The organism is Enterobacter sp. ENT02 (genome assembly GCF_019219165.1).
GTDB classification, from domain to species: Bacteria; Pseudomonadota; Gammaproteobacteria; order Enterobacterales; family Enterobacteriaceae; genus Enterobacter; species Enterobacter mori.
The window spans coordinates 41,140-64,208 of the sequence record NZ_JAHUWD010000005.1 but is presented as its reverse complement, the minus strand read 5'-3'; the positions used below and the strand labels follow the sequence as shown (position 1 = coordinate 64,208).

General features: G+C 56.7%; 20 protein-coding genes. 16 read left to right on the top strand and 4 right to left on the bottom strand.

What is annotated here, in order from left to right; genetic code table 11:
* Positions 1-12: 12 nt before the first annotated feature.
* The 7 genes from phoB (at position 13) to KW829_RS16115 (ending at position 11,241) form a co-directional block, all read left to right on the top strand.
* Complete coding sequence (phoB, locus tag KW829_RS16145) at positions 13-702, top strand: phosphate response regulator transcription factor PhoB (protein WP_010428026.1); 690 nt, start codon at positions 13-15, stop codon at positions 700-702.
* Positions 703-723: 21 nt separating this feature from the next.
* A complete protein-coding gene (gene phoR / locus KW829_RS16140; protein ID WP_010428028.1) occupies positions 724-2,019 on the top strand; it encodes a phosphate regulon sensor histidine kinase PhoR in 1,296 nt (431 codons plus the stop codon).
* A gap of 409 nt (positions 2,020-2,428) precedes the next feature.
* Positions 2,429-3,748, top strand: a complete 1,320-nt coding sequence (gene brnQ, locus KW829_RS16135) for a branched-chain amino acid transporter carrier protein BrnQ (protein WP_010428030.1) — start codon at positions 2,429-2,431, stop codon at positions 3,746-3,748.
* 81 nt (positions 3,749-3,829) lie between these two features.
* On the top strand, positions 3,830-5,203 hold the full coding sequence (proY, locus tag KW829_RS16130) for a proline-specific permease ProY (protein ID WP_218308604.1): 1,374 nt from the start codon (positions 3,830-3,832) through the stop codon (positions 5,201-5,203).
* A 164-nt stretch (positions 5,204-5,367) separates the two neighbouring features.
* Entirely contained in the window at positions 5,368-7,185 is a 1,818-nt protein-coding gene (gene malZ / locus KW829_RS16125; RefSeq protein ID WP_218308603.1) for a maltodextrin glucosidase, read from the top strand.
* Between the two features lie 88 nt (positions 7,186-7,273).
* Complete coding sequence (locus KW829_RS16120; protein ID WP_218308602.1) at positions 7,274-9,859, top strand: DUF2339 domain-containing protein; 2,586 nt, start codon at positions 7,274-7,276, stop codon at positions 9,857-9,859.
* Positions 9,856-11,241, top strand: a complete 1,386-nt coding sequence (locus KW829_RS16115; RefSeq protein ID WP_218308601.1) for a DUF3999 domain-containing protein — start codon at positions 9,856-9,858, stop codon at positions 11,239-11,241. Before KW829_RS16120 ends, KW829_RS16115 begins: the two co-directional genes overlap by 4 nt.
* Positions 11,242-11,284: 43 nt before the next feature.
* Here the strand turns inward: KW829_RS16115 and KW829_RS16110 are convergent, their stop codons facing one another.
* Together KW829_RS16110 and acpH are read right to left on the bottom strand one after the other, a co-directional pair.
* Complete coding sequence (locus KW829_RS16110; RefSeq protein WP_010428037.1) at positions 11,285-11,887, bottom strand: peroxiredoxin C; 603 nt, start codon at positions 11,885-11,887, stop codon at positions 11,285-11,287.
* Positions 11,888-12,134: 247 nt separating this feature from the next.
* On the bottom strand, positions 12,135-12,716 hold the full coding sequence (gene acpH / locus KW829_RS16105; protein ID WP_218308600.1) for an ACP phosphodiesterase: 582 nt from the start codon (positions 12,714-12,716) through the stop codon (positions 12,135-12,137).
* Between the two features lie 92 nt (positions 12,717-12,808).
* Between acpH and queA the strand changes: the two genes are divergently transcribed.
* The 7 genes from queA (at position 12,809) to KW829_RS16070 (ending at position 19,477) form a co-directional block, all read left to right on the top strand.
* Complete coding sequence (gene queA, locus KW829_RS16100) at positions 12,809-13,879, top strand: tRNA preQ1(34) S-adenosylmethionine ribosyltransferase-isomerase QueA (RefSeq protein ID WP_182946387.1); 1,071 nt, start codon at positions 12,809-12,811, stop codon at positions 13,877-13,879.
* Positions 13,880-13,934: 55 nt separating this feature from the next.
* The gene (gene tgt / locus KW829_RS16095) at positions 13,935-15,062 is read left to right on the top strand and encodes a tRNA guanosine(34) transglycosylase Tgt (RefSeq protein WP_089599266.1); all 1,128 of its coding nucleotides are present in this window, start codon (positions 13,935-13,937) and stop codon (positions 15,060-15,062) included.
* A gap of 22 nt (positions 15,063-15,084) precedes the next feature.
* Positions 15,085-15,417, top strand: coding sequence for a preprotein translocase subunit YajC (gene yajC, locus KW829_RS16090; RefSeq protein WP_003021544.1), 333 nt, complete (start codon positions 15,085-15,087; stop codon positions 15,415-15,417).
* A 27-nt stretch (positions 15,418-15,444) separates the two neighbouring features.
* Complete coding sequence (secD, locus tag KW829_RS16085) at positions 15,445-17,292, top strand: protein translocase subunit SecD (RefSeq protein ID WP_172701355.1); 1,848 nt, start codon at positions 15,445-15,447, stop codon at positions 17,290-17,292.
* A 10-nt stretch (positions 17,293-17,302) separates the two neighbouring features.
* The gene (gene secF / locus KW829_RS16080; RefSeq protein WP_089599268.1) at positions 17,303-18,274 is read left to right on the top strand and encodes a protein translocase subunit SecF; all 972 of its coding nucleotides are present in this window, start codon (positions 17,303-17,305) and stop codon (positions 18,272-18,274) included.
* Positions 18,275-18,416: 142 nt separating this feature from the next.
* Positions 18,417-18,782: a VOC family protein gene (locus tag KW829_RS16075; RefSeq protein ID WP_010428062.1), complete on the top strand. Its 366-nt coding sequence runs from the start codon at positions 18,417-18,419 to the stop codon at positions 18,780-18,782.
* Positions 18,783-18,796: 14 nt separating this feature from the next.
* The gene (locus KW829_RS16070) at positions 18,797-19,477 is read left to right on the top strand and encodes a YafY family protein (RefSeq protein ID WP_218308599.1); all 681 of its coding nucleotides are present in this window, start codon (positions 18,797-18,799) and stop codon (positions 19,475-19,477) included.
* Between the two features lie 119 nt (positions 19,478-19,596).
* Here KW829_RS16070 and KW829_RS16065 read toward each other — a convergent pair whose 3' ends face one another.
* Both KW829_RS16065 and KW829_RS16060 read right to left on the bottom strand, forming a co-directional pair.
* On the bottom strand, positions 19,597-20,481 hold the full coding sequence (locus KW829_RS16065; protein ID WP_010428066.1) for a nucleoside-specific channel-forming protein Tsx: 885 nt from the start codon (positions 20,479-20,481) through the stop codon (positions 19,597-19,599).
* Positions 20,482-20,749: 268 nt separating this feature from the next.
* Entirely contained in the window at positions 20,750-21,289 is a 540-nt protein-coding gene (locus KW829_RS16060; RefSeq protein WP_010428067.1) for a DUF3251 domain-containing protein, read from the bottom strand.
* Between the two features lie 152 nt (positions 21,290-21,441).
* Here KW829_RS16060 and nrdR point away from each other — a divergent pair, with 152 nt between their 5' ends.
* Entirely contained in the window at positions 21,442-21,891 is a 450-nt protein-coding gene (gene nrdR, locus KW829_RS16055) for a transcriptional regulator NrdR (protein WP_006176872.1), read from the top strand.
* A 4-nt stretch (positions 21,892-21,895) separates the two neighbouring features.
* Positions 21,896-22,999, top strand: a complete 1,104-nt coding sequence (ribD, locus tag KW829_RS16050) for a bifunctional diaminohydroxyphosphoribosylaminopyrimidine deaminase/5-amino-6-(5-phosphoribosylamino)uracil reductase RibD (protein WP_218308598.1) — start codon at positions 21,896-21,898, stop codon at positions 22,997-22,999.
* Positions 23,000-23,069: the final 70 nt, after the last annotated feature.

Genomic DNA, 23,069 nt, shown 5'->3' with positions numbered 1-23,069 from the left:
ACAGGGCAAAGTATGGCGAGACGTATTCTGGTCGTAGAAGATGAAGCTCCAATTCGTGAAATGGTGTGCTTCGTGCTCGAACAAAATGGCTTCCAGCCGGTTGAAGCGGAAGATTATGACAGCGCGGTGAACCAGCTGAATGAACCCTGGCCCGATCTGATTCTGCTTGACTGGATGTTGCCTGGCGGCTCTGGACTGCAGTTTATCAAACATCTTAAACGTGAAGCGATGACCCGCGATATTCCGGTGGTCATGCTGACTGCGCGCGGTGAAGAAGAGGATCGCGTGCGCGGTCTGGAAACCGGCGCGGACGATTACATCACCAAGCCGTTCTCCCCCAAAGAACTGGTTGCTCGTATCAAAGCCGTTATGCGCCGCATTTCGCCGATGGCGGTAGAAGAGGTGATTGAGATGCAGGGCCTGAGCCTTGACCCCACCTCACACCGCGTGATGACGGGCGAAAATCCCCTCGACATGGGGCCTACCGAATTCAAACTCTTGCACTTCTTTATGACCCACCCGGAACGTGTCTACAGTCGCGAGCAGTTGCTGAATAACGTCTGGGGAACTAACGTGTATGTGGAAGACCGGACGGTTGATGTGCATATTCGCCGCCTGCGTAAAGCGCTGGAGCTGAGCGGTCACGATCGCATGGTGCAGACGGTCCGCGGTACGGGTTATCGTTTTTCGACCCGTTTCTGAACAGTGACAGGAGTGTGACGCGTGCTGGAACGTCTGTCATGGAAAAGGCTCGTCTTTGAACTGATCTTATGCTGTATTCCGGCCTTCATTTTGGGGGCCATCGTTGGGCATCTGCCGTGGTTTTTGCTGGCGGCAGTGACCGGGTTACTCGTCTGGCATTTCTGGAACTTACTGCGCCTCTCCTGGTGGCTGTGGGTAGACAGAAGCATGACCCCTCCGCCGGGAAGCGGCAGCTGGGAACCGCTGCTGTATGGCCTGCACCAGATGCAGATGCGTAATAAAAAACGTCGTCGCGAGCTGGGAAGCTTAATCAAACGCTTTCGCAGCGGCGCAGAGTCGCTGCCGGATGCCGTCATTCTGACCACTGAAGAAGGCACCATTTTCTGGTGTAACGGTCTGGCGCAACAGCTGCTGGGCCTGCGCTGGCCGGACGATAATGGGCAAAATATCCTTAACCTGCTGCGTTATCCGGAGTTCACGCTGTATCTGAAAAAGCGTGATTTTACGGGGCCGCATAATCTGAGGCTCAATAACGGGCGTCATCTGGAAATCCGCGTGATGCCTTACAGCGATCGGCAGTGGCTGATGGTGGCGCGCGATGTCACCCAGATGCACCAGCTGGAAGGGGCGAGACGCAACTTCTTCGCGAACGTGAGCCACGAATTACGCACCCCGTTGACCGTGCTTCAGGGCTACCTGGAGATGATGCAGGAGCAAACGCTCGAAGGTGCGCCGCGTGAAAAAGCGCTGCACACCATGCGCGAGCAAACGCACCGTATGGAAGGCCTGGTCAAGCAGCTGCTGACGCTCTCGAAGATTGAAGCCGCGCCTTCACTGGCACTGAATGACACCATCGATGTGCCAATGATGCTGCGGGTGGTGGAGCGGGAAGCGCAAACGTTAAGCCATAAAAAACATCACATTAGCTTTGAGGTCGACAGCACCCTGAAGGTGCTCGGCAGTGAAGATGAACTGCGCAGCGCCATCTCCAACCTGGTGTATAACGCGGTGAATCATACGCCGGAAGGGACCCATATCGTGGTGCGCTGGCAGCGTGTTACCGCGGGCGCTGAGTTTAGCGTTGAGGACAACGGGCCGGGGATTGCCCCTGAGCACATACCGCGTCTGACCGAGCGATTCTACCGTGTGGACAAGGCGCGCTCGCGGCAGACCGGGGGAAGCGGCCTGGGGCTGGCAATTGTGAAACACGCGGTGAATCATCATGAAAGCCGTCTTGATATTCAGAGTACGCTGGGTAAAGGAACCCGCTTCAGCTTTGTTATTCCGGAACGATTAATTGCCAAAAAGATCGCCTGACGGCTGGCGTGTCATTTTACCTTTCCACGGGCCAGCATTTGCTGGCCCGTTTGCTTTGCAGTCAAGCGAAACGCGTGTGAATATTATACGGTTGATGCTTTTTTGTTCGCATGATTAGCCATGGGTTTTTCTTATAATTAGTGCATTGTGCTGGTCTGTTTTTTCATGCTGGCATATTGTTCTGGTTTTACGATCCCTCCTTGCCTTTAAACGTTATAAGCGTTTAAATTGCCCCCCAGATACTGTCAGACCGACTGTATTTGCGTGGTAAATCGAAAAACTATTCTTCTCCACGCCAGGACGGGAGCATTTCCCGCTGAAATTGAGCAAATTTTCCGCTGTATCGTCCCGACAGGGATAGCGAAAATCTCAACGTTTTCAACACCACATCCACAGGCAGTAAGGTTTTATGACCCATCACTTAAAATCGCGTGACATCATCGCGCTGGGCTTTATGACATTTGCGCTGTTCGTTGGCGCAGGTAACATCATTTTCCCTCCAATGGTTGGCTTACAGGCGGGTGAACACGTCTGGACAGCTGCGTTTGGCTTCCTGATTACTGCCGTGGGTCTACCGGTTCTCACCGTTGTCGCGCTGGCGAAAGTCGGTGGCGGCGTGGACAGCCTCAGCACCCCGATTGGCAAAGTGGCTGGCGTTCTGCTGGCGACCGTCTGCTATCTGGCCGTTGGTCCGCTGTTTGCGACCCCGCGTACGGCGACCGTTTCCTTTGAAGTGGGGATTGCTCCGCTGACGGGTGACGGCGCGATGCCGCTGTTTATCTACAGCCTGATCTACTTCGCGATTGTGATTCTGGTTTCCCTCTACCCGGGCAAATTGCTGGATACCGTGGGTAACTTCCTGGCGCCGCTGAAAATTGTGGCCCTGATCGTGCTGGCGGTAGCCGCTATCGTCTGGCCTGCAGGCCCGATTAGCGACGCGATGGACGCCTATAAAAATGCGGCGTTCTCCAACGGCTTTGTAAACGGCTATCTGACGATGGATACGCTGGGCGCGATGGTGTTTGGTATCGTTATCGTCAATGCCGCGCGTTCCCGCGGCGTGACTGAAGCGCGCCTGCTGACTCGCTATACCATCTGGGCTGGCCTGATGGCCGGTGTGGGTCTGACGCTGCTGTATCTGGCACTGTTCCGCCTGGGTTCCGACAGCGCCATGCTGGTCGATCAGAACGCCAACGGTGCAGCTATCCTGCACGCTTACGTTCAGCACACCTTCGGTGGTGCGGGCAGCATGCTGCTGGCGGCGCTTATTTTCCTGGCGTGTCTGGTGACGGCGGTTGGCCTGACCTGTGCCTGCGCAGAGTTCTTTGCACAGTATCTGCCGCTCTCTTACCGCACCCTGGTGTTTATCCTCGGCATCTTCTCTATGGCGGTGTCCAACCTCGGTCTGAGCCACCTGATTCAGGTCTCTATTCCGGTACTGACGGCGATTTATCCGCCGTGTATCGTGCTGGTGGTGCTGAGCTTTACTCGCCCGTGGTGGAACAACTCGTCGCGAATTATCGCGCCAGCCATGTTTATCAGCCTGATTTTTGGTATCCTTGACGGGATTAAAGCATCAGCTTTCGCAGACATCCTGCCTGCATGGACACAGCGTCTGCCGCTGTCTGAGCAAGGCCTGGCCTGGCTGATGCCTACCGTTGTTGCACTGGTTCTGGCGATTATCTGGGACCGTGCTGCAGGGCGTCAGGTCGCATCGAACGCCCATTAATCAACGGCAACAAACTGTTTAACCACGGGGCTTAAGGCCCCGTGGTTTTTTGTTTTTTTCGTGTTGAATGGCAAGATTTAAATGGAAAGCACTAACAAACTTAAACGTGGATTGAGCACGCGCCACATCCGCTTTATGGCGCTGGGCTCGGCTATCGGCACCGGTCTTTTTTATGGCTCGGCAGATGCCATTAAAATGGCCGGTCCCAGCGTTCTGCTGGCGTACATCATCGGCGGCGTGGCGGCCTATATCATCATGCGCGCGCTGGGTGAGATGTCGGTTCACAACCCGTCAGCCAGCTCCTTCTCGCGCTACGCGCAGGAAAACTTAGGCCCGCTGGCCGGGTTTATCACCGGCTGGACCTACTGCTTTGAAATCCTGATTGTGGCGATTGCCGACGTGACCGCGTTTGGCATTTATATGGGCGTCTGGTTCCCGGCGGTGCCGCACTGGATATGGGTGCTGAGCGTGGTGCTGATCATCTGCGCCGTCAACCTGATGAGCGTGAAGGTGTTTGGTGAGCTGGAGTTCTGGTTCTCCTTCTTTAAAGTCGCGACCATTATCATCATGATCCTCGCCGGTTTCGGCATCATCATCTGGGGTATTGGTAACGGCGGCCAGCCGACCGGTATCCATAACTTGTGGAGCAACGGCGGCTTCTTCAGTAACGGCTGGCTCGGCATGGTGATGTCGCTCCAGATGGTCATGTTTGCCTACGGCGGTATCGAGATAATCGGTATTACCGCTGGTGAAGCGAAAGACCCGGAGAAATCCATTCCGCGCGCCATCAACTCGGTGCCGATGCGTATTCTGGTGTTCTATGTGGGTACGCTGTTTGTGATCATGTCCATTTACCCGTGGAACCAGGTAGGCACCAACGGCAGCCCATTTGTTCTGACCTTCCAGCACATGGGCATCGCCTTTGCCGCCAGCATTCTCAACTTTGTAGTACTGACCGCGTCGCTTTCCGCGATCAACAGCGACGTCTTTGGCGTGGGCCGTATGCTGCACGGCATGGCGGAACAGGGCAGTGCGCCGAAGGTGTTCGCCAAAACCTCACGCCGCGGCACGCCGTGGGTGACCGTCGTGGTCATGACCGTGGCGCTGCTGTTCTCGGTTTACCTGAACTACATCATGCCGGAAAATGTCTTCCTGGTGATTGCATCGCTGGCGACTTTCGCGACGGTGTGGGTGTGGATCATGATCCTGCTGTCGCAGATTGCGTTCCGCCGTCGTCTGTCGCCGGATGAGACGAAAGCGCTGAAGTTCAAAGTACCGGGCGGGGTGGCAACCACCGTCGTTGGGCTGATCTTCCTGGTGTTTATCATTGGCCTGATTGGCTACCACCCGGACACCCGTATTTCCCTGTACGTGGGCTTCGCGTGGATTGTTCTACTGCTGGTGGGCTGGATGTTCAAATGCCGCCGCGACCGTCAGCTGGCGGAAGCACAGTAAGGTAAAAATGCCGGGTGGCGCTGCGCTTACCCGGCCTACACTCCCTTTTGCCCCGGAAAAAAATCTCCTCCTCCTTTCTCCTCCCCCAATAATCCCGATCGTGATGAGCTATCCTTAACCACCCTGTGGCAAGGTGACGTCAATTTCATCAAAGGGGATTCGTGATGTTAAACGCCTGGCACCTACCGGTTGCCCCATTTGTTAAGCAAAACAAAGACAACCTTGTGATTACGCTCTGGCTGGCGGGGGAAAACCAGCCTGAACGCGTGACGCTCCGCGCCGAAATAGATAACGAAGAGACCGGGCTGAAAATGCACAAGCTGCGCAGCCAGCCGCAGCCGGGGATCACGGCGTGGCGAGCGAATATCGACCTGAGTAGCGGACAGCCGCGTCGCCGTTACAGCTTCAAACTGTTGTGGAACAACCGTCAGCTGTGGTTTACCCCGCAGGGGTTTAGTCGTTTCCCGCCCGCACGGCTGGAGCAGTTTGCGGTCGATTACCCGGATAATGGCCCGCAGTGGGTTAACGATCAGGTCTTTTACCAGATTTTCCCGGACCGCTTTGCGCGCAGCGAAAAGCGCACCGCACAGCAGGATAAGGTTTATTACCACCACGCGGCGGGTCACGACGTCATTATGAAAGCGTGGGATGACCCGGTGACGGCGCAGGCTGGCGGCTCGACCTTTTACGGCGGCGATCTCGACGGTATCAGCGAAAAACTGCCGTACCTGAAAAAGCTTGGCGTGACGGCGCTCTACCTGAACCCGGTGTTTAAAGCCCCAAGCGTGCACAAATACGATACGCAGGATTATCGCCACGTTGACGAACAGTTTGGCGGTGACGAGGCGCTGCTGCGCCTGCGTAAGAACACCCAAAATGAAGGCATGCGCCTGATCCTGGACGGCGTGTTCAACCACAGCGGAGATTCGCACGCCTGGTTTGACCGCCATAATCAGTCGATGGGCGGGGCATGCCATAACCCGGACTCGCCGCAGCGCGACTGGTACAGCTTTAGCGAAGATGGACGCGCCCTGGACTGGCTGGGTTACGCCAGCCTGCCGAAGCTGGATTTCCAGTCGCCAACTCTCGTGAATGAAATCTACGGCGGTGAAGACAGCATCGTGCGCCACTGGCTGAAAGCGCCGTGGAACATGGACGGCTGGCGTCTGGATGTGGTGCATATGCTCGGTGAAGCGGGCGGGGCACGGAACAACCTTCAGCACGTCGCCGGGATCACGCGCTCGGCAAAAGCGGCCCAGCCTGAAGCGTTTGTCTTCGGCGAGCACTTTGGCGACGCGCGCCAGTGGCTGCAGAACGATGCGGAAGATGCGGCGATGAACTATCGCGGCTTTACCTTCCCGCTGTGGGGATTTCTCGCTAACACCGATATCTCCTACGATCCGAACCATATCGATGCTGAAACCTGCATGGCGTGGATGGAGAACTATCGCGCCGGTCTGTCTCATCAGCAGCAGCTGCGGATGTTTAACCAGCTCGATAGCCACGACACCGCGCGCTTTAAATCCCTGCTCGGCAAGGATGTGGCGCGTCTGCCGCTAGCGGTGACCTGGCTCTTTACCTGGCCGGGTGTACCCTGTATTTATTACGGCGACGAAGTGGGGCTGGACGGCAACAACGATCCGTTCTGCCGCAAAACCTTCCCGTGGGAGCCGGCGAAACAGGACAAGGTGCTGTTCAGCCTGTATCAGCGGCTGGCGAAGCTGCGTAAACAGAATCAGGCTCTGCGCTCCGGTGGCTGTCAGGTGGTTTATGCGCACGATAACGTGGTGGTGTTTGCCCGCGTCTATAACCAGCAACGCGTGCTGATCGCCATCAACCGGGGAGAGGCCTGCGAAGTGGTGCTGGATGATTCACCGCTGCTGAAGGTGGCGACGTGGAAAATTAAAGAGGGCAAGGCGACGATACAGGACGGCGTGCTGGCGCTGCCTGCGGTATCCGCGACGATCTGGTTCGGCAGCTAAGACCTGTTATTGTTTCCACCTTTTAAGATGGCGCAAATGCAACTATTTGTGTCAATCTTAACGGATCGTTTACGGTGAAGGTGGAAACATGGACGAGCTTTACATCCTTGGCTGTTTGTTCCTGGTTTTTGCACTGGTGGTGGCACCCGTGCTGGCGGTTATAGGCTTTAATCGCAGCACGGCGGCGCGCCAGGAGATCGCCCGGCTACGCCAGCGCATTGAGGCGCTAGAGCAGCGCGGCGTGCCTGAAAGCGCGCCGGAGCCGGTGCAAGCCACCGCACCGGTGGCTGTGACCGCTCCCGCGCCTGTCGACCCCTGGCGCCCCGATACTCCCGCTGCCGTGGCAAAACCCGCTCCGGCCCCGGCGCCTGCGGCAAAACAGCCTTCTGCCTTTGGCGGCATACTGACGTCGCTGGTGCGCTGGTTCATGCAGGGTAATCCGCTGGCGAAGCTTGGGATCCTGCTGCTCTTCCTCGGTCTTTCATTCCTGCTGCGCTATACCGTTGAACATTCCCTGTTCCCGCTTGAGCTGCGCCTCGTGGCAACGGCGCTGTTTGCCATCGTTCTGCTGGCGGTTGGGTGGCGGCTGCGTCACAAGCAGCGTGTCTATGCGCTGATCCTCCAGGGCGGGGCGACCGGCGTGCTCTACCTGACGGTGTTTGGCGCATTCCGGCTCTGGCAAATGCTGCCGATGACGCTGGCCTTTGCGCTTCTGGTGGTGATATGCGCGGCGAGCGTCGGGCTGGCGGTGCTGCAGAAGGCGCTGAGTCTCGCCATGCTGGCGAGCCTTGGCGGGTATCTTGCGCCGCTGCTGTTGTCCACCGGGGGCGGCAGCTTTGTCGCGCTGTTCTCTTTCTATCTTCTGCTTTCTATCGGGATTCTCGTTATCAGCATCTGGCAGCACTGGCGCGAGCTGAATCTGCTCGGGCTGCTGTTTACGTTCGGCGTGGGCGGCCTGTGGGGGCTGAATGACTACCAGCCTGAAAACTACTGGGTCTGCCAGCTGTTCCTGATTGCCAATACGCTGATATTCGGCGTCCTGAGCGTGGCGCTGTCGCTGCGGGCGCAGGAGAAAGGGAAGCAAATTATTGACGGCGTGCTGCTGTTTGCCCCGCCGCTGATCGGTTTCGGAATGCAGTACGGCATGACCCGGCACTGGGAATATGGCCCGGCCCTGAGCGCGCTGGGATACGGCGCATTTTATCTTACCCTCGCGTTCCTTGCGCTGCGGCGCTATCCCTCTATCGGACGACCGCTGGTCATGGCTGCGCTGGCCATCGGCGGCGGGTTCGCGACGCTCGCGATTCCGCTGGCGCTGTCGGCGCGCTGGACGGCGATGGCCTGGGCGCTGGAAGGGCTGGGTATCCTCTGGCTGGGCGTGCAGCAGCATCAGCGTCGCATGAGCTATAGCGGGACGGCGCTGCTGGTGCTGGCGCTGTGGGCGCAAACGAACGGCGTTTCGTCGCTGAGCCTGCTGCTGATCTTCATCATCCTCAGCCTTTGCTGGCTGGCTGCGGCCTGGCTGTGGCGGACTCTCTTTATGCCGGTCAGTTGGGCGCTGCTTGCCGGTGGGCTGCTGTTCTGGCTCGTGGCGCTATTGGGCGCATCGGGGCTGGTGATGACGCAGGAATTACCGATTCTGGCGGGCGTGCTGGCGCTGACGGCGGCGTCGGTCTGGGGCTGGCGGCAGGTGGCTGCGCGTTTAGCGTGGCGGGAGCTGGATGCCAGCAAATGGCTGCTGTGGCCGGTTATGCTGCTGATGGTGGGGTATCAACTCTGGCATCAGCAGATCGTTGCCGCCGGCTGGTCGAATCTCGCCTGGTGCGTTGCGCTTCCTGCCGCGCTGATGCTGTTGCGACGTGACGGTAAAAGGCTCCTGCCGCGCATCGCGATGGGGCTGCATTTGTCGCTGTTCTGGATGATTTTGCTGGCGCTGGCCGCTGAGCTTTTCTGGTTTGCCCAGTCGTTGCCGTGGGGCATGGCGGCCTGGGGCAGCGGATTAGCGATGGCTGCAGGCGGCGGGGTGATTATGGGGCTCTCTGCAGCCGTAAGGCGTCGCGGGTGGCCGTTACGGGAGTGGCCTGCACTCTATGCCTGCCTTGCACCGATCCCCGTGGTCGTGGCGCTGCTGGTATTGCTGGTGGTGACCAATTTCCAGGACGGTGTGGTCTATCGTCAGACCTGGCTGCCGCTGATAAACCCACTTGAGGAAGGCGCGGCGTTCGCGTTGCTGGGGCTGGTGGTCTTTTATCGGGCTGTGGATCGCTACTACCCGGCGTGGCTCTCGCAGGCCCGCCCGTGGCCTGCCGTCGCGATGATGGCGTTTGGCTTCTGGTGGCTGAACGGTGCGCTGATGCGCGCGCTGGCCTGGTACGGTGATGTGGCCTGGAATATGGCATCGCTGTGGGATTCGCGGCTTATCCAGACCAGTTTTGCTCTGTTCTGGATGCTGAGCGCGCTGGTGGTCATGATCCATGCCACCCGTCGGGCTTCCCGGCAGGAGTGGCTTAGCGGTGCCGCGCTGCTGGGTGTGGTAATGGTTAAACTGATGCTGGTAGACAGCGCGGGCGGAGGCGGTTTGTCGCGCGCGGTGGCGTTTATCGGCGTGGCGATACTGGTTCTGATCGTGGGGTATTTCTCACCGCTACCGCCCAAAACAGGAGATGAAAAATGAAATGGATGAAAGCGGTAGCCTGTACCGCGCTGCTGGCGCTTTCCGGCCCGGCGTTCTGCGACGAGGGACAAACGGAAGCGCCCCGGGACTATGCCTTTGGTCTTTCACTCGATACATCTGTTCCTTCCCGGTGGTATCGGGTGATGCTGCCGCTGGCCGTCTATGAGCAAAGCACGTCGCCGGATCTGCACGATGTCCGCGTCTTTAATCAGTCGGGCGAGCCGGTTCCCTTTAGCCTGGTCACCGCGACGCGTCCACAGGCGCCTGTGCAATCTACGGCGCTGCGCCTCTTTCCCCTGGACGCCTCGCCGCTTGCGCCTGCGCGAGACGGTGGTGATAGCGATAAGATCCTGCTTCGTTCCGGAAACGGCGTTGAGATTGTGCTGGAGGGGCAAAAAGCCGCCGCAGCCGGGCAACATTATCTGATGACCCTGCCGGAGCAGGCGACGGGGGAGATGGCTCTATCCCAGCTGCAGCTGCTCTGGAATTCCCCTCAGACGCCGTGGCAGGGAACGGCGTCGGTCTATTACAGCGAGGATCTTAAGCGCTGGTATACCCTGCGCGAGGATATGCCCTTGCTGGACGTCGTCAGCGGCCAGGATCGTCTTAAGCTCGATCGGATCGATACCGATACGGTTTTATCTCCCGATGCGAATCGCTATCTCATGGTGGTGCTGAACGCGCAGAGCCAGGGGGTAACCCTGACCGGCGTAAACGCAATTAGCGCACCTGCTCAGGCGGTCCCGGAAGCGGTCAATCTTGAGGGGGAAGGGAAGATGCTATCGACAAGTGAAGCGCAGTGGCGCTGGGTGCGCCCGCAGCCGCTGAGTGCTGTCAGCATCTCACTGAATGGCGATGGCGTCCTTCCCGTGGAAATCGCGTGGCGGAGTTCGGAAAAAGACGCGTGGCACCCCCTGAAGAAAGAGGTCCTGTACCGTCTGGAGGGGAAAACGTCGCCACCGGTTTCGCTTCACGGGGGGCTTGTGCAGGCAGTGAAAATCACAACGCTGAACGCGCGTCTGCCAGAATACCTGCCGAGCGTGACGGGACATCGCGACCGCTACGATCTGGTGTTCAACGCGCAGGGGAAAGCGCCGTACGTGCTCGCCTGGGGCAACGGAGCCGCAAAACCTGCCAGCGTGGAGCCCGGCATGCTGATCCCGGCCGACCTGCGCAAGACCTATGATATGGCGAACCTGCCGCAGGCCGACATTCGTGATGATGTCGCGTTAGGCGGCGAGGGGCGTCTGACCGCTACCTCTGCGGCCGAGCGGGAGAGCAGGATGAACACGCTGCTGGTATGGGGCGTGCTGATTGCAGGGGTGATTCTGCTGGCGGGCATGGCCTGGCGCATCTGGCGAGAGACGCAGCGTAAGGCATAAAAAAAGGCCCGCATAAGCGGGCCTTCGTCGTAAACCGTGCCGATTACAGGCTGGATACGTTCTCGGACAGGTATTTAGCCACGCCGTCTGGAGACGCGTTCATACCTTCTTTTCCTTTTTCCCACTGAGCCGGGCACACTTCACCGTGCTCTTCGTGGAACTGCAGCGCGTCAACCATGCGCAGCATTTCGTCGATGTTACGACCCAGCGGCAGATCGTTCACAACCTGGTGACGAACGATGCCGTTTGCGTCGATCAGGAAAGAACCACGCAGGGCAACGCCAGCGTCCGGATGTTCGATACCGTAAGCCTGCTGGATTTCGCGTTTGATGTCCGCAACCATTGCGTATTTCACCGCACCGATGCCGCCATTTTCGACAGGGGTGTTACGCCATGCGTTGTGTACAAATTCAGAGTCGAAGGAGACGCCAACCACTTCCACGCCACGCTTCTGGAATTCTTCATAACGTTTGTCGAACGCGATCAGCTCAGACGGGCAAACGAAAGTGAAGTCCATTGGCCAGAAGAACAGAACGGTCGCTTTACCGTTGGTGTGCTGTTTGAAGTTGAAGTTTTCAACGATTTCACCGTTGCCCAGAACTGCTGCAGCTGTAAAATCCGGAGCCGGACGAGTTACCAGAACCATATGATTCTCCTGTAGATACTAAGGTTATTTGGAACGCAACGCGGGCCAGTATAGAGAGTGTTCGGGAATAAGACAAAGAGGTGGTGACAATCGTTCCGCCAGCTTTTACCTATCAATGTCATTTTTATACACAAAATCATTCAAGTTGCATCAAGGCGGCAAGTCTGGGAATCCCCGGGAGCTTACTGAAGTAAGTGACTGGGGTGAGCAGACGTAGCCAACGCAGAGGCAGCTTGAAGGATGAAGTTTAGAGCTGTTTGTTTTTCGCCTGCGCCATCATGCGCGGGTAAAACTGCCAGAAACGCGTTTCCAGCGCATCGTAATGTTCATCCAGGTCATACCAGGAGTCGCGCAGCGCATCCAGACGCGGGCGGCGGCTCGCCATCCCGTTCAGCACGTTCTGGATGAAATCCATCTCGCCGTAGCGCTCAAGCCAGCGTTCCGACCACAGATAGTTATTCAGGTTTACAAATCGCGGCGGTGAGTCGGGCAAAATAATCGACACCTGCTGATGGGCATAGCGCACAAATTCGGGCAGCGGCATCTCCGGCGACAGCTGTTCCCAGTGGCGCGACAGGAAGTGATCCCACATCACATCAAGCGTGATCGGCGCAACGCGGCGCGTCTCAGGGCGAAACCACGCTTTGGCTTCCGTCACTTCCGGCAGGTTATCGGTCAGCACGTCGATGCGGCGGTGCATAAAAATTCCGTCGACAACCTCAGGGGAATACGCTTCTGCGGGGTTGCCGCGTACAAAATCGGCCAGCAAATTGCCGGAAAGGGAGCTGTCAGCGAGGTGTGCGAGATGCAGGTGAGCGAGAAAATTCATGCGTTTTATTTGTCCGGGGGCGGCTAGTTGTTGCAGCAAAAGAGTGTGAGCACTAGACTATGCCGCCTGTTTTTAAGTCACGAGTATACGTCATGCGCGTCGCCGATTTCTCCTTTGAACTACCTGAATCCCTGATTGCTCACTATCCCATGCCTGAGCGAAGCAGTTGTCGCTTACTGTCACTGGATGGGCCAACGGGCGAGCTGACGCACGGTACTTTCACCGATTTGCTCGACAAGCTCAACCCTGGCGATCTGCTGGTCTTTAACAACACCCGCGTGATCCCGGCGCGCCTGTTTGGCCGTAAAGCCAGCGGCGGCAAGATTGAAGTGCTGGTCGAACGTATGCTCGATGATAAACGTATTCTGGCACATATTCGCGCCTCCAAAGCGCCGAAGCCGGGCGCTGAACTGCTGCTGGGCGATGACGAGAGCATCAAAGCGACCATGACCACGCGTCACGACGCGCTGTTTGAGGTGGCGTTTGACGACGAGCGCACGGTGCTTGATATCCTGAACGCCATCGGCCATATGCCGCTGCCGCCGTACATTGAGCGTCCGGACGAAGAGGCCGACCGCGAGCTGTATCAGACCGTCTACAGCCAGAAGCCGGGTGCCGTAGCCGCACCAACCGCGGGCCTGCACTTTGATGAGCCGCTGCTGGAGAAACTGCGCGCGAAGGGCGTAGAGATGGCGTTCGTGACACTGCACGTTGGTGCAGGCACCTTCCAGCCGGTGCGCGTGGACAGCATTGAAGACCACATCATGCACTCTGAATACGCCGAAGTACCGCAAGAGGTTGTGGATGCGGTGCTGGCGGCGAAAGGCCGCGGTAGCCGCGTGATTGCTGTGGGCACAACTTCCGTGCGTTCGCTTGAGAGCGCCGCGCAGGCCGCCAAAAGCGATCTTATCGAGCCGTTCTTTGGCGATACGCAGATCTTTATCTACCCGGGCTATCAGTACAAAGTCATTGATGCACTGGTGACCAACTTCCATCTGCCTGAATCGACGCTGATTATGCTGGTTTCCGCGTTTGCTGGTTATCAGCATACGATGAACGCCTACAAGTCTGCGGTAGAACAAAAATATCGCTTTTTTAGCTACGGGGACGCGATGTTTATCACGTACAATCCGCTGGCTTTGAATGAGCGTGTCGGGGAATAAGTCCGCGGCACCAGAATAATGTGTTGGACTGTTTTTCTGGCACAGAGGAATAAAAATGAAATTTGAACTCGATACCACCGATGGCCGCGCGCGTCGCGGTCGCCTGGTGTTTGATCGCGGCGTGGTGGAAACCCCCGCGTTTATGCCTGTGGGCACGTACGGCACCGTAAAAGGGATGACGCCAGAAGAAGTTGAAGCCACTGGCGCACAGATTATCCTCGGTAACACCTTCCACCTGTGGCTGCGTCCGGGTCAGGAGATCATGAAGCTCCACGGCGACCTGCATGACTTCATGCAGTGGAAAGGTCCCATCCTGACCGACTCCGGCGGCTTCCAGGTATTCAGCCTGGGCGATATCCGCAAGATCACCGAAAAGGGCGTTCACTTCCGAAACCCAATCAACGGCGATCCGATTTTCCTCGATCCCGAAAAATCGATGGAGATTCAGTACGATCTCGGCTCCGACATCGTAATGATCTTTGACGAATGTACGCCGTACCCGGCGGACTGGGACTACGCCAAGCGCTCCATGGAAATGTCCCTGCGCTGGGCGCAGCGCAGCCGCGACCGTTTTGACTCCTTACAGAACAAAAATGCGCTGTTCGGCATCATCCAGGGCAGCGTTTACGAAGATTTACGCGATATCTCCGTTAAAGGTCTGGTAGAGATAGGTTTTGATGGCTACGCTGTCGGCGGTTTGGCTGTGGGTGAGCCGAAGGAAGACATGCACCGCATTCTGGAACATGTCTGCCCGCAAATCCCGGCGGATAAACCACGATACCTGATGGGGGTGGGTAAACCAGAAGACCTGGTTGAAGGCGTTCGTCGCGGCATTGATATGTTCGACTGCGTCATGCCAACCCGCAACGCGCGTAACGGTCATCTGTTCGTAACCGATGGCGTGGTGAAAATCCGTAACGCGAAGCATAAGAGTGACACCAGCCCGCTCGATTCCGAGTGCGATTGCTATACCTGTCGCAATTATTCTCGCGCGTATCTGCATCATCTCGATCGTTGTAACGAGATTTTGGGCGCGCGTCTCAATACCATTCATAATCTTCGTTATTATCAGCGCTTAATGGCTGGTTTACGTAAGGCTATCGAAGAGGGTAAATTAGAGAGCTTCGTGACCGATTTCTACCAACGTCAGGGCCGGGATGTCCCACCTTTGAACGTTGATTAATTTTAATAATGAGGGAATTTGAATGAGCTTTTTTATTTCTGATGCGGTAGCAGCAACAGGTGCTCCAGCGCAGGGCAGCCCGATGTCTCTGATTCTGATGCTGGTTGTGTTTGGTCTGATCTTCTACTTCATGATCCTGCGTCCACAGCAGAAGCGCACCAAAGAGCACAAAAACCTGATGAACTCCATTGCGAAAGGCGATGAAGTACTGACCAACGGTGGCCTGGTCGGTCGCGTGACCAAAGTAGCGGAAAGCGGCTACATTGCAATCGCGCTGAACGACACCACTGAAGTGGTTATCAAACGTGACTTCGTAGCTGCCGTTCTGCCGAAAGGCACCATGAAGGCGCTGTAATCCCAACTTTTCCCAAAGGGAACTGCCGTGTTAAACCGTTATCCTTTGTGGAAGTACATCATGCTGGTCGTCGTGATTATCGTCGGCCTGCTGTACGCGCTTCCCAACCTGTATGGTGAGGATCCGGCCGTTCAAATCACTGGCGCGCGCGGTGTCGCCGCCAGTGAGCAAACGCTGATCCAGGTCCAGAAAACGTTACAAGAAGAAAAAATTACCGCTAAGTCTGTGGCACTGGAAGAGGGCGCAATTCTTGCTCGCTTCGACACCACCGACACGCAGCTCCGCGCCCGTGAAGCGCTGATGGGCGTGCTGGGTGATAAGTATGTCGTGGCGCTTAACCTTGCTCCTGCAACCCCACGTTGGCTGGCTGCGCTGAACGCAGAGCCAATGAAACTCGGTCTTGACCTGCGTGGCGGCGTTCACTTCCTGATGGAAGTGGATATGGATACCGCGCTTGGCAAGCTGCAGGAACAGAACATCGACAGCCTGCGCAGCGATCTGCGTGAGAAAGGCATTGCGTACACTACCGTGCGTAAAGAAGATAACTACGGCATGAGCATCACGTTCCGCGACAGCGCGGCACGCGACCAGGCTGTAACTTACCTGTCTCAACGTCACCGCGATCTGGTCATCACCTCTCAGGGCAGCAACCAGCTGCGCGCGGTGATGACGGATGCACGTCTGAGCGAAGCGCGTGAATATGCCGTTCAGCAGAACATCAACATTCTGCGTAACCGTGTAAACCAACTGGGCGTGGCCGAGCCGCTGGTACAGCGTCAGGGTGCTGACCGTATCGTGGTGGAACTGCCGGGTATCCAGGATACCGCGCGTGCGAAAGAGATTCTGGGTGCAACTGCAACCCTGGAATTCCGCCTGGTTAACTCCAACGTCGATCAGTCCGCCGCTGCCTCTGGCCGTATCCCAGGCGACTCCGAAGTGAAACAGACCCGCGAAGGTCAGCCGGTTGTGCTGTACAAACGCGTGATCCTGACCGGTGACCACATCACCGACTCCACTTCCAGCCAGGATGAATACAACCAGCCGCAGGTTAACATCTCGCTGGATAGCGCGGGTGGTAACATCATGTCTAACTTCACCAAGGACAACATCGGTAAACCGATGGCGACCCTGTTCGTGGAGTACAAAGACAGCGGTAAGAAAGACGCCAACGGTCGTGCCGTGCTGGTGAAAGAGGAAGAGGTGATTAACATCGCCAACATCCAGTCTCGCCTGGGTAACAGCTTCCGTATCACCGGTATCAACAACCCGAACGAAGCTCGCCAACTGTCACTGCTGCTGCGTGCCGGTGCGCTGATTGCGCCAATTCAGATTGTTGAAGAACGTACCATTGGTCCAACCCTGGGTATGCAGAACATCAAGCAGGGTCTGGAAGCATGTCTGGCCGGTCTGGTGGTTTCCATCATCTTCATGATCTTCTTCTACAAGAAGTTTGGTCTGATTGCGACAAGCGCGCTGCTGGCGAACCTGGTGCTGATTATCGGTATTATGTCTCTGCTCCCAGGGGCAACGCTGACCATGCCGGGTATTGCGGGTATCGTTCTTACCCTTGCGGTGGCGGTCGACGCCAACGTACTGATAAACGAGCGTATTAAAGAAGAGCTGAGTAACGGTCGCTCTGTGCAACAGGCGATTGAAGAAGGCTATAAAGGGGCGTTCAGCTCCATCTTCGATGCGAACGTAACAACACTGATTAAGGTTCTTATCCTGTATGCAGTGGGTACTGGCGCGATCAAAGGCTTTGCAATTACAACCGGTATCGGTGTTGCAACGTCGATGTTTACCGCTATTGTCGGCACCCGTGCCATCGTGAACCTGCTGTACGGCGGCAAGCGCGTCAAAAAGCTGTCTATCTGAGGAGTGCGTTGTGGCACAGGAATATACTGTTGAACAATTGAACCACGGCCGTAAAGTCTGGGACTTTATGCGCTGGGACTACTGGGCCTTCGGCATTTCAGGTTTTCTGCTGATTCTGTCCATCGTCATTATGGGCGTGAAAGGCTTTAACTGGGGTCTCGACTTTACCGGTGGTACGGTCATCGAGATCTCCCTGGAAAAACCGGTCGATATGGACCAGATGCGCGAATCGCTGCAGAAAGCGGGCTTTGAAGAGCCGCTGCTGCAGAACTTCGGCAGCAGCCGCGACATCATGGTGCGTATGCCTCCGGTACACGACGCCAACGGCAGCCAGGAGCTGGGTAGCAAGGTTCTGAAGGTTATCAACGAATCGACCAGCCAGAATGCGGCGGTGAAGCGTATTGAGTTCGTTGGCCCGAGCGTGGGTGCGGACCTGGCGCAAACCGGCGCGATGGCGCTGATGGTGGCGCTGATTTCCATCCTGATCTACGTTGGCTTCCGCTTCGAGTGGCGACTGGCGGCAGGTGTGGTTATCGCGCTGGCGCACGACGTGGTCATCACTATGGGCGTGCTGTCTCTGTTCCACATTGAGATTGACCTGACGATTGTGGCATCCCTGATGTCCGTTATCGGTTACTCACTGAACGACAGTATCGTGGTATCTGACCGTATTCGTGAAAACTTCCGTAAGATCCGTCGCGGTACGCCGTACGAAATCTTCAACGTGTCGTTGACCCAGACGCTGCACCGTACCTTGATCACATCCGGAACGACCTTAATGGTTATCCTGATGCTGTATCTCTTCGGTGGTCCGGTGCTGGAAGGCTTCTCGCTGACCATGCTGATCGGTGTGTCTATCGGTACGGCGTCGTCTATCTACGTCGCGTCCGCACTGGCACTGAAACTCGGCATGAAGCGCGAGCACCTGCTCCAGCAGAAAGTCGAAAAAGAAGGGGCGGATCAGCCGTCAATTCTGCCGTAAGACAGTGTCTTAGGTGTTATCGAAATCCCGGTCTGTTGGCCGGGATTTTTTTTATCTGCTCCTGACAAACACTCCTGACAGTATGCTGTCAGGAGCCCTGTCGTAGACTCCTTCTGAACCCAAACAACAGGCAGGAGGAAGTATGAAAAGTGTGATTAACTGGTTTGAAATTCCGGTCGCCGATATGGATCGCGCCATCAAATTTTATGAACCGGTAATGCAGGTTACGCTGAAGCGCGAGAAAATGGACGTGGCAGAGCTGGCGATTTTCCCGCATGAAGACCCGGCAACCGGTGGGGCGCTGGCGAAATTTGACGGCATTACGCCGTCGCAGCAGGGCGCTATTATTTATCTGCATACTGACAATCTGGCGGCCACGCTCGATCGCATTGCCTCTGCGGGCGGTGCGTGCGTCTTTGGTCCGCTGGAATTGCCGCGAGGCATTGGCACCATTGCCTTGTTCACCGACAGCGAAGGTAATCGCGTCGGCCTTCATCAACCGGCCTGAGAGCAAAAGAGACGATGACCCGACGCGCTGACCGTTTGTTTCAGATTGTGCAGATCCTGCGGGGCAGGCGTCTGACAACGGCAGCGCATCTGGCGGAGAGACTCGGCGTCTCCGAGCGCACTGTTTATCGCGATATCCGCGACCTGTCTCTCTCTGGTGTGCCGGTAGAGGGCGAGGCGGGAAGCGGATACCGGCTTCTGTCGGGCTTTGACCTGCCGCCGCTGATGCTGACCAATAAAGAGTCCGAGGCGCTGATGGTGGCAATCCGTCTGCTGAAAACCTGGGGTGGAGAGTCGTTGTCTCGCGAGCTGGAGTCGGCTCAGGAGAAGGTGCTGGCGATCCTGCCCGAGGAGAGCCGACGCAAGGCGGAGCATACGCGTATATATGCGCCGGATATTGCGCTTCAGCCCCATTCCCGCAGCGGATTTGATGTGATTCATCAGGCGATATCTGCGCAGCGCGTGCTGGCGCTGCATTACCGTGATGAGGCAGGGCAGTTAACCTGGCGTGAGGTGCAGCCGCTTGGGCTGTTCTTCTGGGGGGAGCACTGGCTGTTGGCTGCGTGGTGCGAGCGGCGCGATGACTACCGCTGTTTCCGGCTCGACCGATGCCTCAATATTGTGCAGACGGAGAGGCGGTTTAGCGAGAGTGCTGACAGGTCATTGGCGGATTTTTTGCGGAAGGTGAAGCAGTAAAAAGCCAGGTGGCGAGGTAAAAGCAAAACGGCAACGATGTTGCCGTTTTTTTGTGTTTGCGCCCTCTCCCGTGGGAGAGGGAAGGGGTGAGGGCACCAGCCCGCACAATCTCGCACAGGTTAGAAGTTATAACCTACAACCAGGTAACCACCCCAACCGGTAGAACGGACGCTGAAATCGCCGTTACCGAAGTTCAGGCTCGCGTCGTCGTTCCACTGACCACCGTTATGCCAGTAACGCGCAACAACAGAGTAGTGCCAGTGATCGTAGTTCAGCGCCAGGATGTGGCTGGAAGCGATGGAGTCGTTGGTGCGCGCTTTCTTACCGTTCAGATCGCGGAAGTCGTTGTCGCCCAGGTCTGAGCCCCAGTCAAAGTTGGTGAAGCCGATGTAGCTCAGGTTGCCGCCCCACAGCTGGGTGATTGGCACAAAGTATTTCACTTTGAAACGGTAGCCGTCCCACTCGTTTTCGTTCGCGGCGCCGTAGTTCTGCCACTGGTACTTCGCGTACACGTTCATGGACAGGCTCATTGGCAGACCGGTATCGATGTCCGTACCCAGACCCATGTACCAGGTGCTCTGACGACCGGACTTGTTACGGCCCATGTCGTAGATATAGTTGTTTGCGAAGTACCACTCTTTGAACGGACCAAACGCCAGGCTGGTGCCAGTCAGCTTATCAATAGAGAAGCGTGGTTCGATCTCCATGAACAGCGGGGAACCGTGGTTCCAGATACCTTTCGCGTCGGTGTTACCACCGAAGAAGACCGGTGCATCCATATAACCATAGAAATCAAACCAGTCTTTCTTGGCGAACGCTTCGTATTCCAGGTAGGTATCGTTACGGATCTGAGGTCCGAAACGGGTGTGGTAGCTGCCAACCACGTTAACGCTCTGGTGCCACCAGTCGGAGAGGTATTGTGGTTTATCGTTTTCCGCTGCGTTAACAGTGAAAGAGGAGGAGAGTGCCAGTACAGCACCGGCTGCGAGTAATGTTTTTTTCATAATCATGCCACTGATTGAAATTCCCTTCCGGGAGTGAAAAATGCGCGATTTGCGTATCAAAATATTTCGTGTTTCTGCGGAGCCTATTATAGGAATCCTTGCTCACAAAAATATGTGTTGTTTCACATATCTCTCACATGCGTAATCGATTGCGTTCACGTTTGCGTACTTTAAACGGCCGGGATTGTAACGGCAAACATTTATGTTGCCAATCCATACGAAATGTAAATGTTAGCGGAGTGACATTTCACTCCGCTAAAAGAGGAGGTTATTGCGCGGCGGGTTGAATGTCGTGAATGCGGATAAAGCCCAGCTGTTCTGGGGTGAGCCCACTCAGCTGTAGCGGGATATCAACATCGCTCGGGGCCAGCGTGCTGGCGGGGGCGGTGAAGAGCTGGTTCTTCACGTTCACTTCCTGGTAGCTTTCCGTGGTGCCCTGAATCTGGCCCCACTCTACGGTGCCGCTGAACGCGGGAAGCGGATCGTTGGATTCACCCTGAATGCGTAATGTTGCGCGAGTACCATCGGCATTCGCTGCAACATTCACCAGAGACATCTTTAACGTGCCAATCTGGCTGTTCAGGCGGGCAGGCGTGTTGGCACCCGGCAGCAGATAAACGCCGCTGCTGGACTTCGCATTCAGCGCATTTTGCTGGGTGATTTTCACGGTCTCTTTGTTCAGCTTGTCCATGGCCGCATTGAGCGTGTTCACGCTTTGTTTCATTTCGCGGACTTCAGTTTGCTGTGCACAGGCGCTAAGGGTAAAGAGGCTCCCCACCAGCAGAATTCTCAGGTAACGTCTTGTCATTGCGTTTATTTCCTTGAAATAACGGATCGCCTTTATGGTAGCCAGCTTCATTGTGTCTGACATAGATCCTTTGTCTCAAAAAGCTCTTCCTTTGTTGTCAGGCCAGATCAGGGTAAAATGAAAATCAGTTAATCGGATTACAGGGATACCGTATGCATTGCCCATTCTGCTCCGCTGTGGATACCAAAGTCATCGACTCTCGCCTGGTGGGCGAAGGGTCTTCCGTACGCCGTCGCCGACAGTGTCTGGTGTGCAACGAGCGTTTCACGACCTTTGAAGTTGCAGAGCTGGTAATGCCGCGCGTGGTGAAAAGTAACGACGTGCGCGAGCCGTTCAATGAAGAAAAGCTGCGCAGCGGAATGCTGAAAGCCCTCGAAAAACGGCCCGTCAGCGCAGACGATGTCGAAATGGCGTTAAACCACATCAAGTCTCATCTTCGTGGCTTAGGTGAGCGCGAGGTGCCGAGCAAAATGATCGGTAACCTGGTGATGGAACAGCTGAAAAAGCTCGATAAAGTCGCTTATATCCGCTTCGCCTCTGTCTACCGCAGTTTCGAAGATATCAAAGAGTTCGGCGAAGAGATCGCCCGCCTACAGGATTAAGCCCATGCAGGACGAGATGTACATGGCACGAGCCATGAAGCTGGCGCAGCGTGGTCGTTTTACTACCCATCCGAACCCGAACGTGGGGTGCGTTATTGTCAAAGAGGGCGAGATCGTGGGCGAAGGCTATCACCTTCGTGCGGGCGAGCCCCACGCCGAGGTGCATGCCTTGCGCATGGCGGGCGAGAAGGCGCGCGGTGCCACGGCCTACGTTACGCTGGAGCCCTGCAGCCATCACGGGCGTACGCCGCCGTGCTGTGAGGCGCTGATTGCAGCGGGTGTGTCGCGCGTTGTTGCATCAATGCAGGATCCGAATCCGCAGGTGGCTGGACGCGGTCTGTATCGACTTCAGCAGGAAGGCATTGACGTCAGCCATGGGCTGATGATGCAGGACGCGGAAGCGATTAACAAAGGCTTCCTGAAGCGTATGCGTACCGGGTTCCCGTACATTCAGCTCAAGCTGGGCGCCTCGCTGGACGGTCGTACGGCGATGGCAAACGGCGAGAGCCAGTGGATCACCTCGCCGCAGGCAAGGCGCGATGTGCAACGTCTGCGTGCGCAAAGCCATGCTATCCTCACCAGCAGTGAAACCGTTTTGGCTGACGATCCGGCCATGACCGTGCGCTGGGACGAACTGAGTGCCGATACCCAGGCGCTTTACCCGCAGGAGAACCTGCGTCAGCCGCTGCGCATTATTATTGATAGCCAGAACCGCGTGACGCCGGATCACCGCATCGTGCAGCAGCCGGGTGAAATCTGGATTGCCCGCACGAAGGAAGATACGCGTGAATGGGCGGAAGGCGTGCGCAGCATCATGGTGCCGGAGCATAACGGGCATCTGGATTTAGTCGTGCTGATGATGTTGCTCGGTAAGCAGCAGGTCAACAGCATCTGGGTCGAAGCCGGGCCTACGCTCGCCGGTGCGCTCTTACAGGCTGGGCTGGTGGATGAATTGATTGTCTACGTTGCGCCTAAACTGTTAGGGCACGACGCGCGCGGCCTGTTTGTGCTGCCTGGCCTTGAAAAACTGGCCGACGCACCACAACTCAGATTCAGCGAGATTCGTCCGGTGGGTCCGGATGTCTGCCTCCATTTAACGACAGCGTAATTGCTCCCGAAATAGGGAAGCAGTGCGCAAAGTATTATGATAAAATCCGCCCCCCTGCGGGGCCAAATGA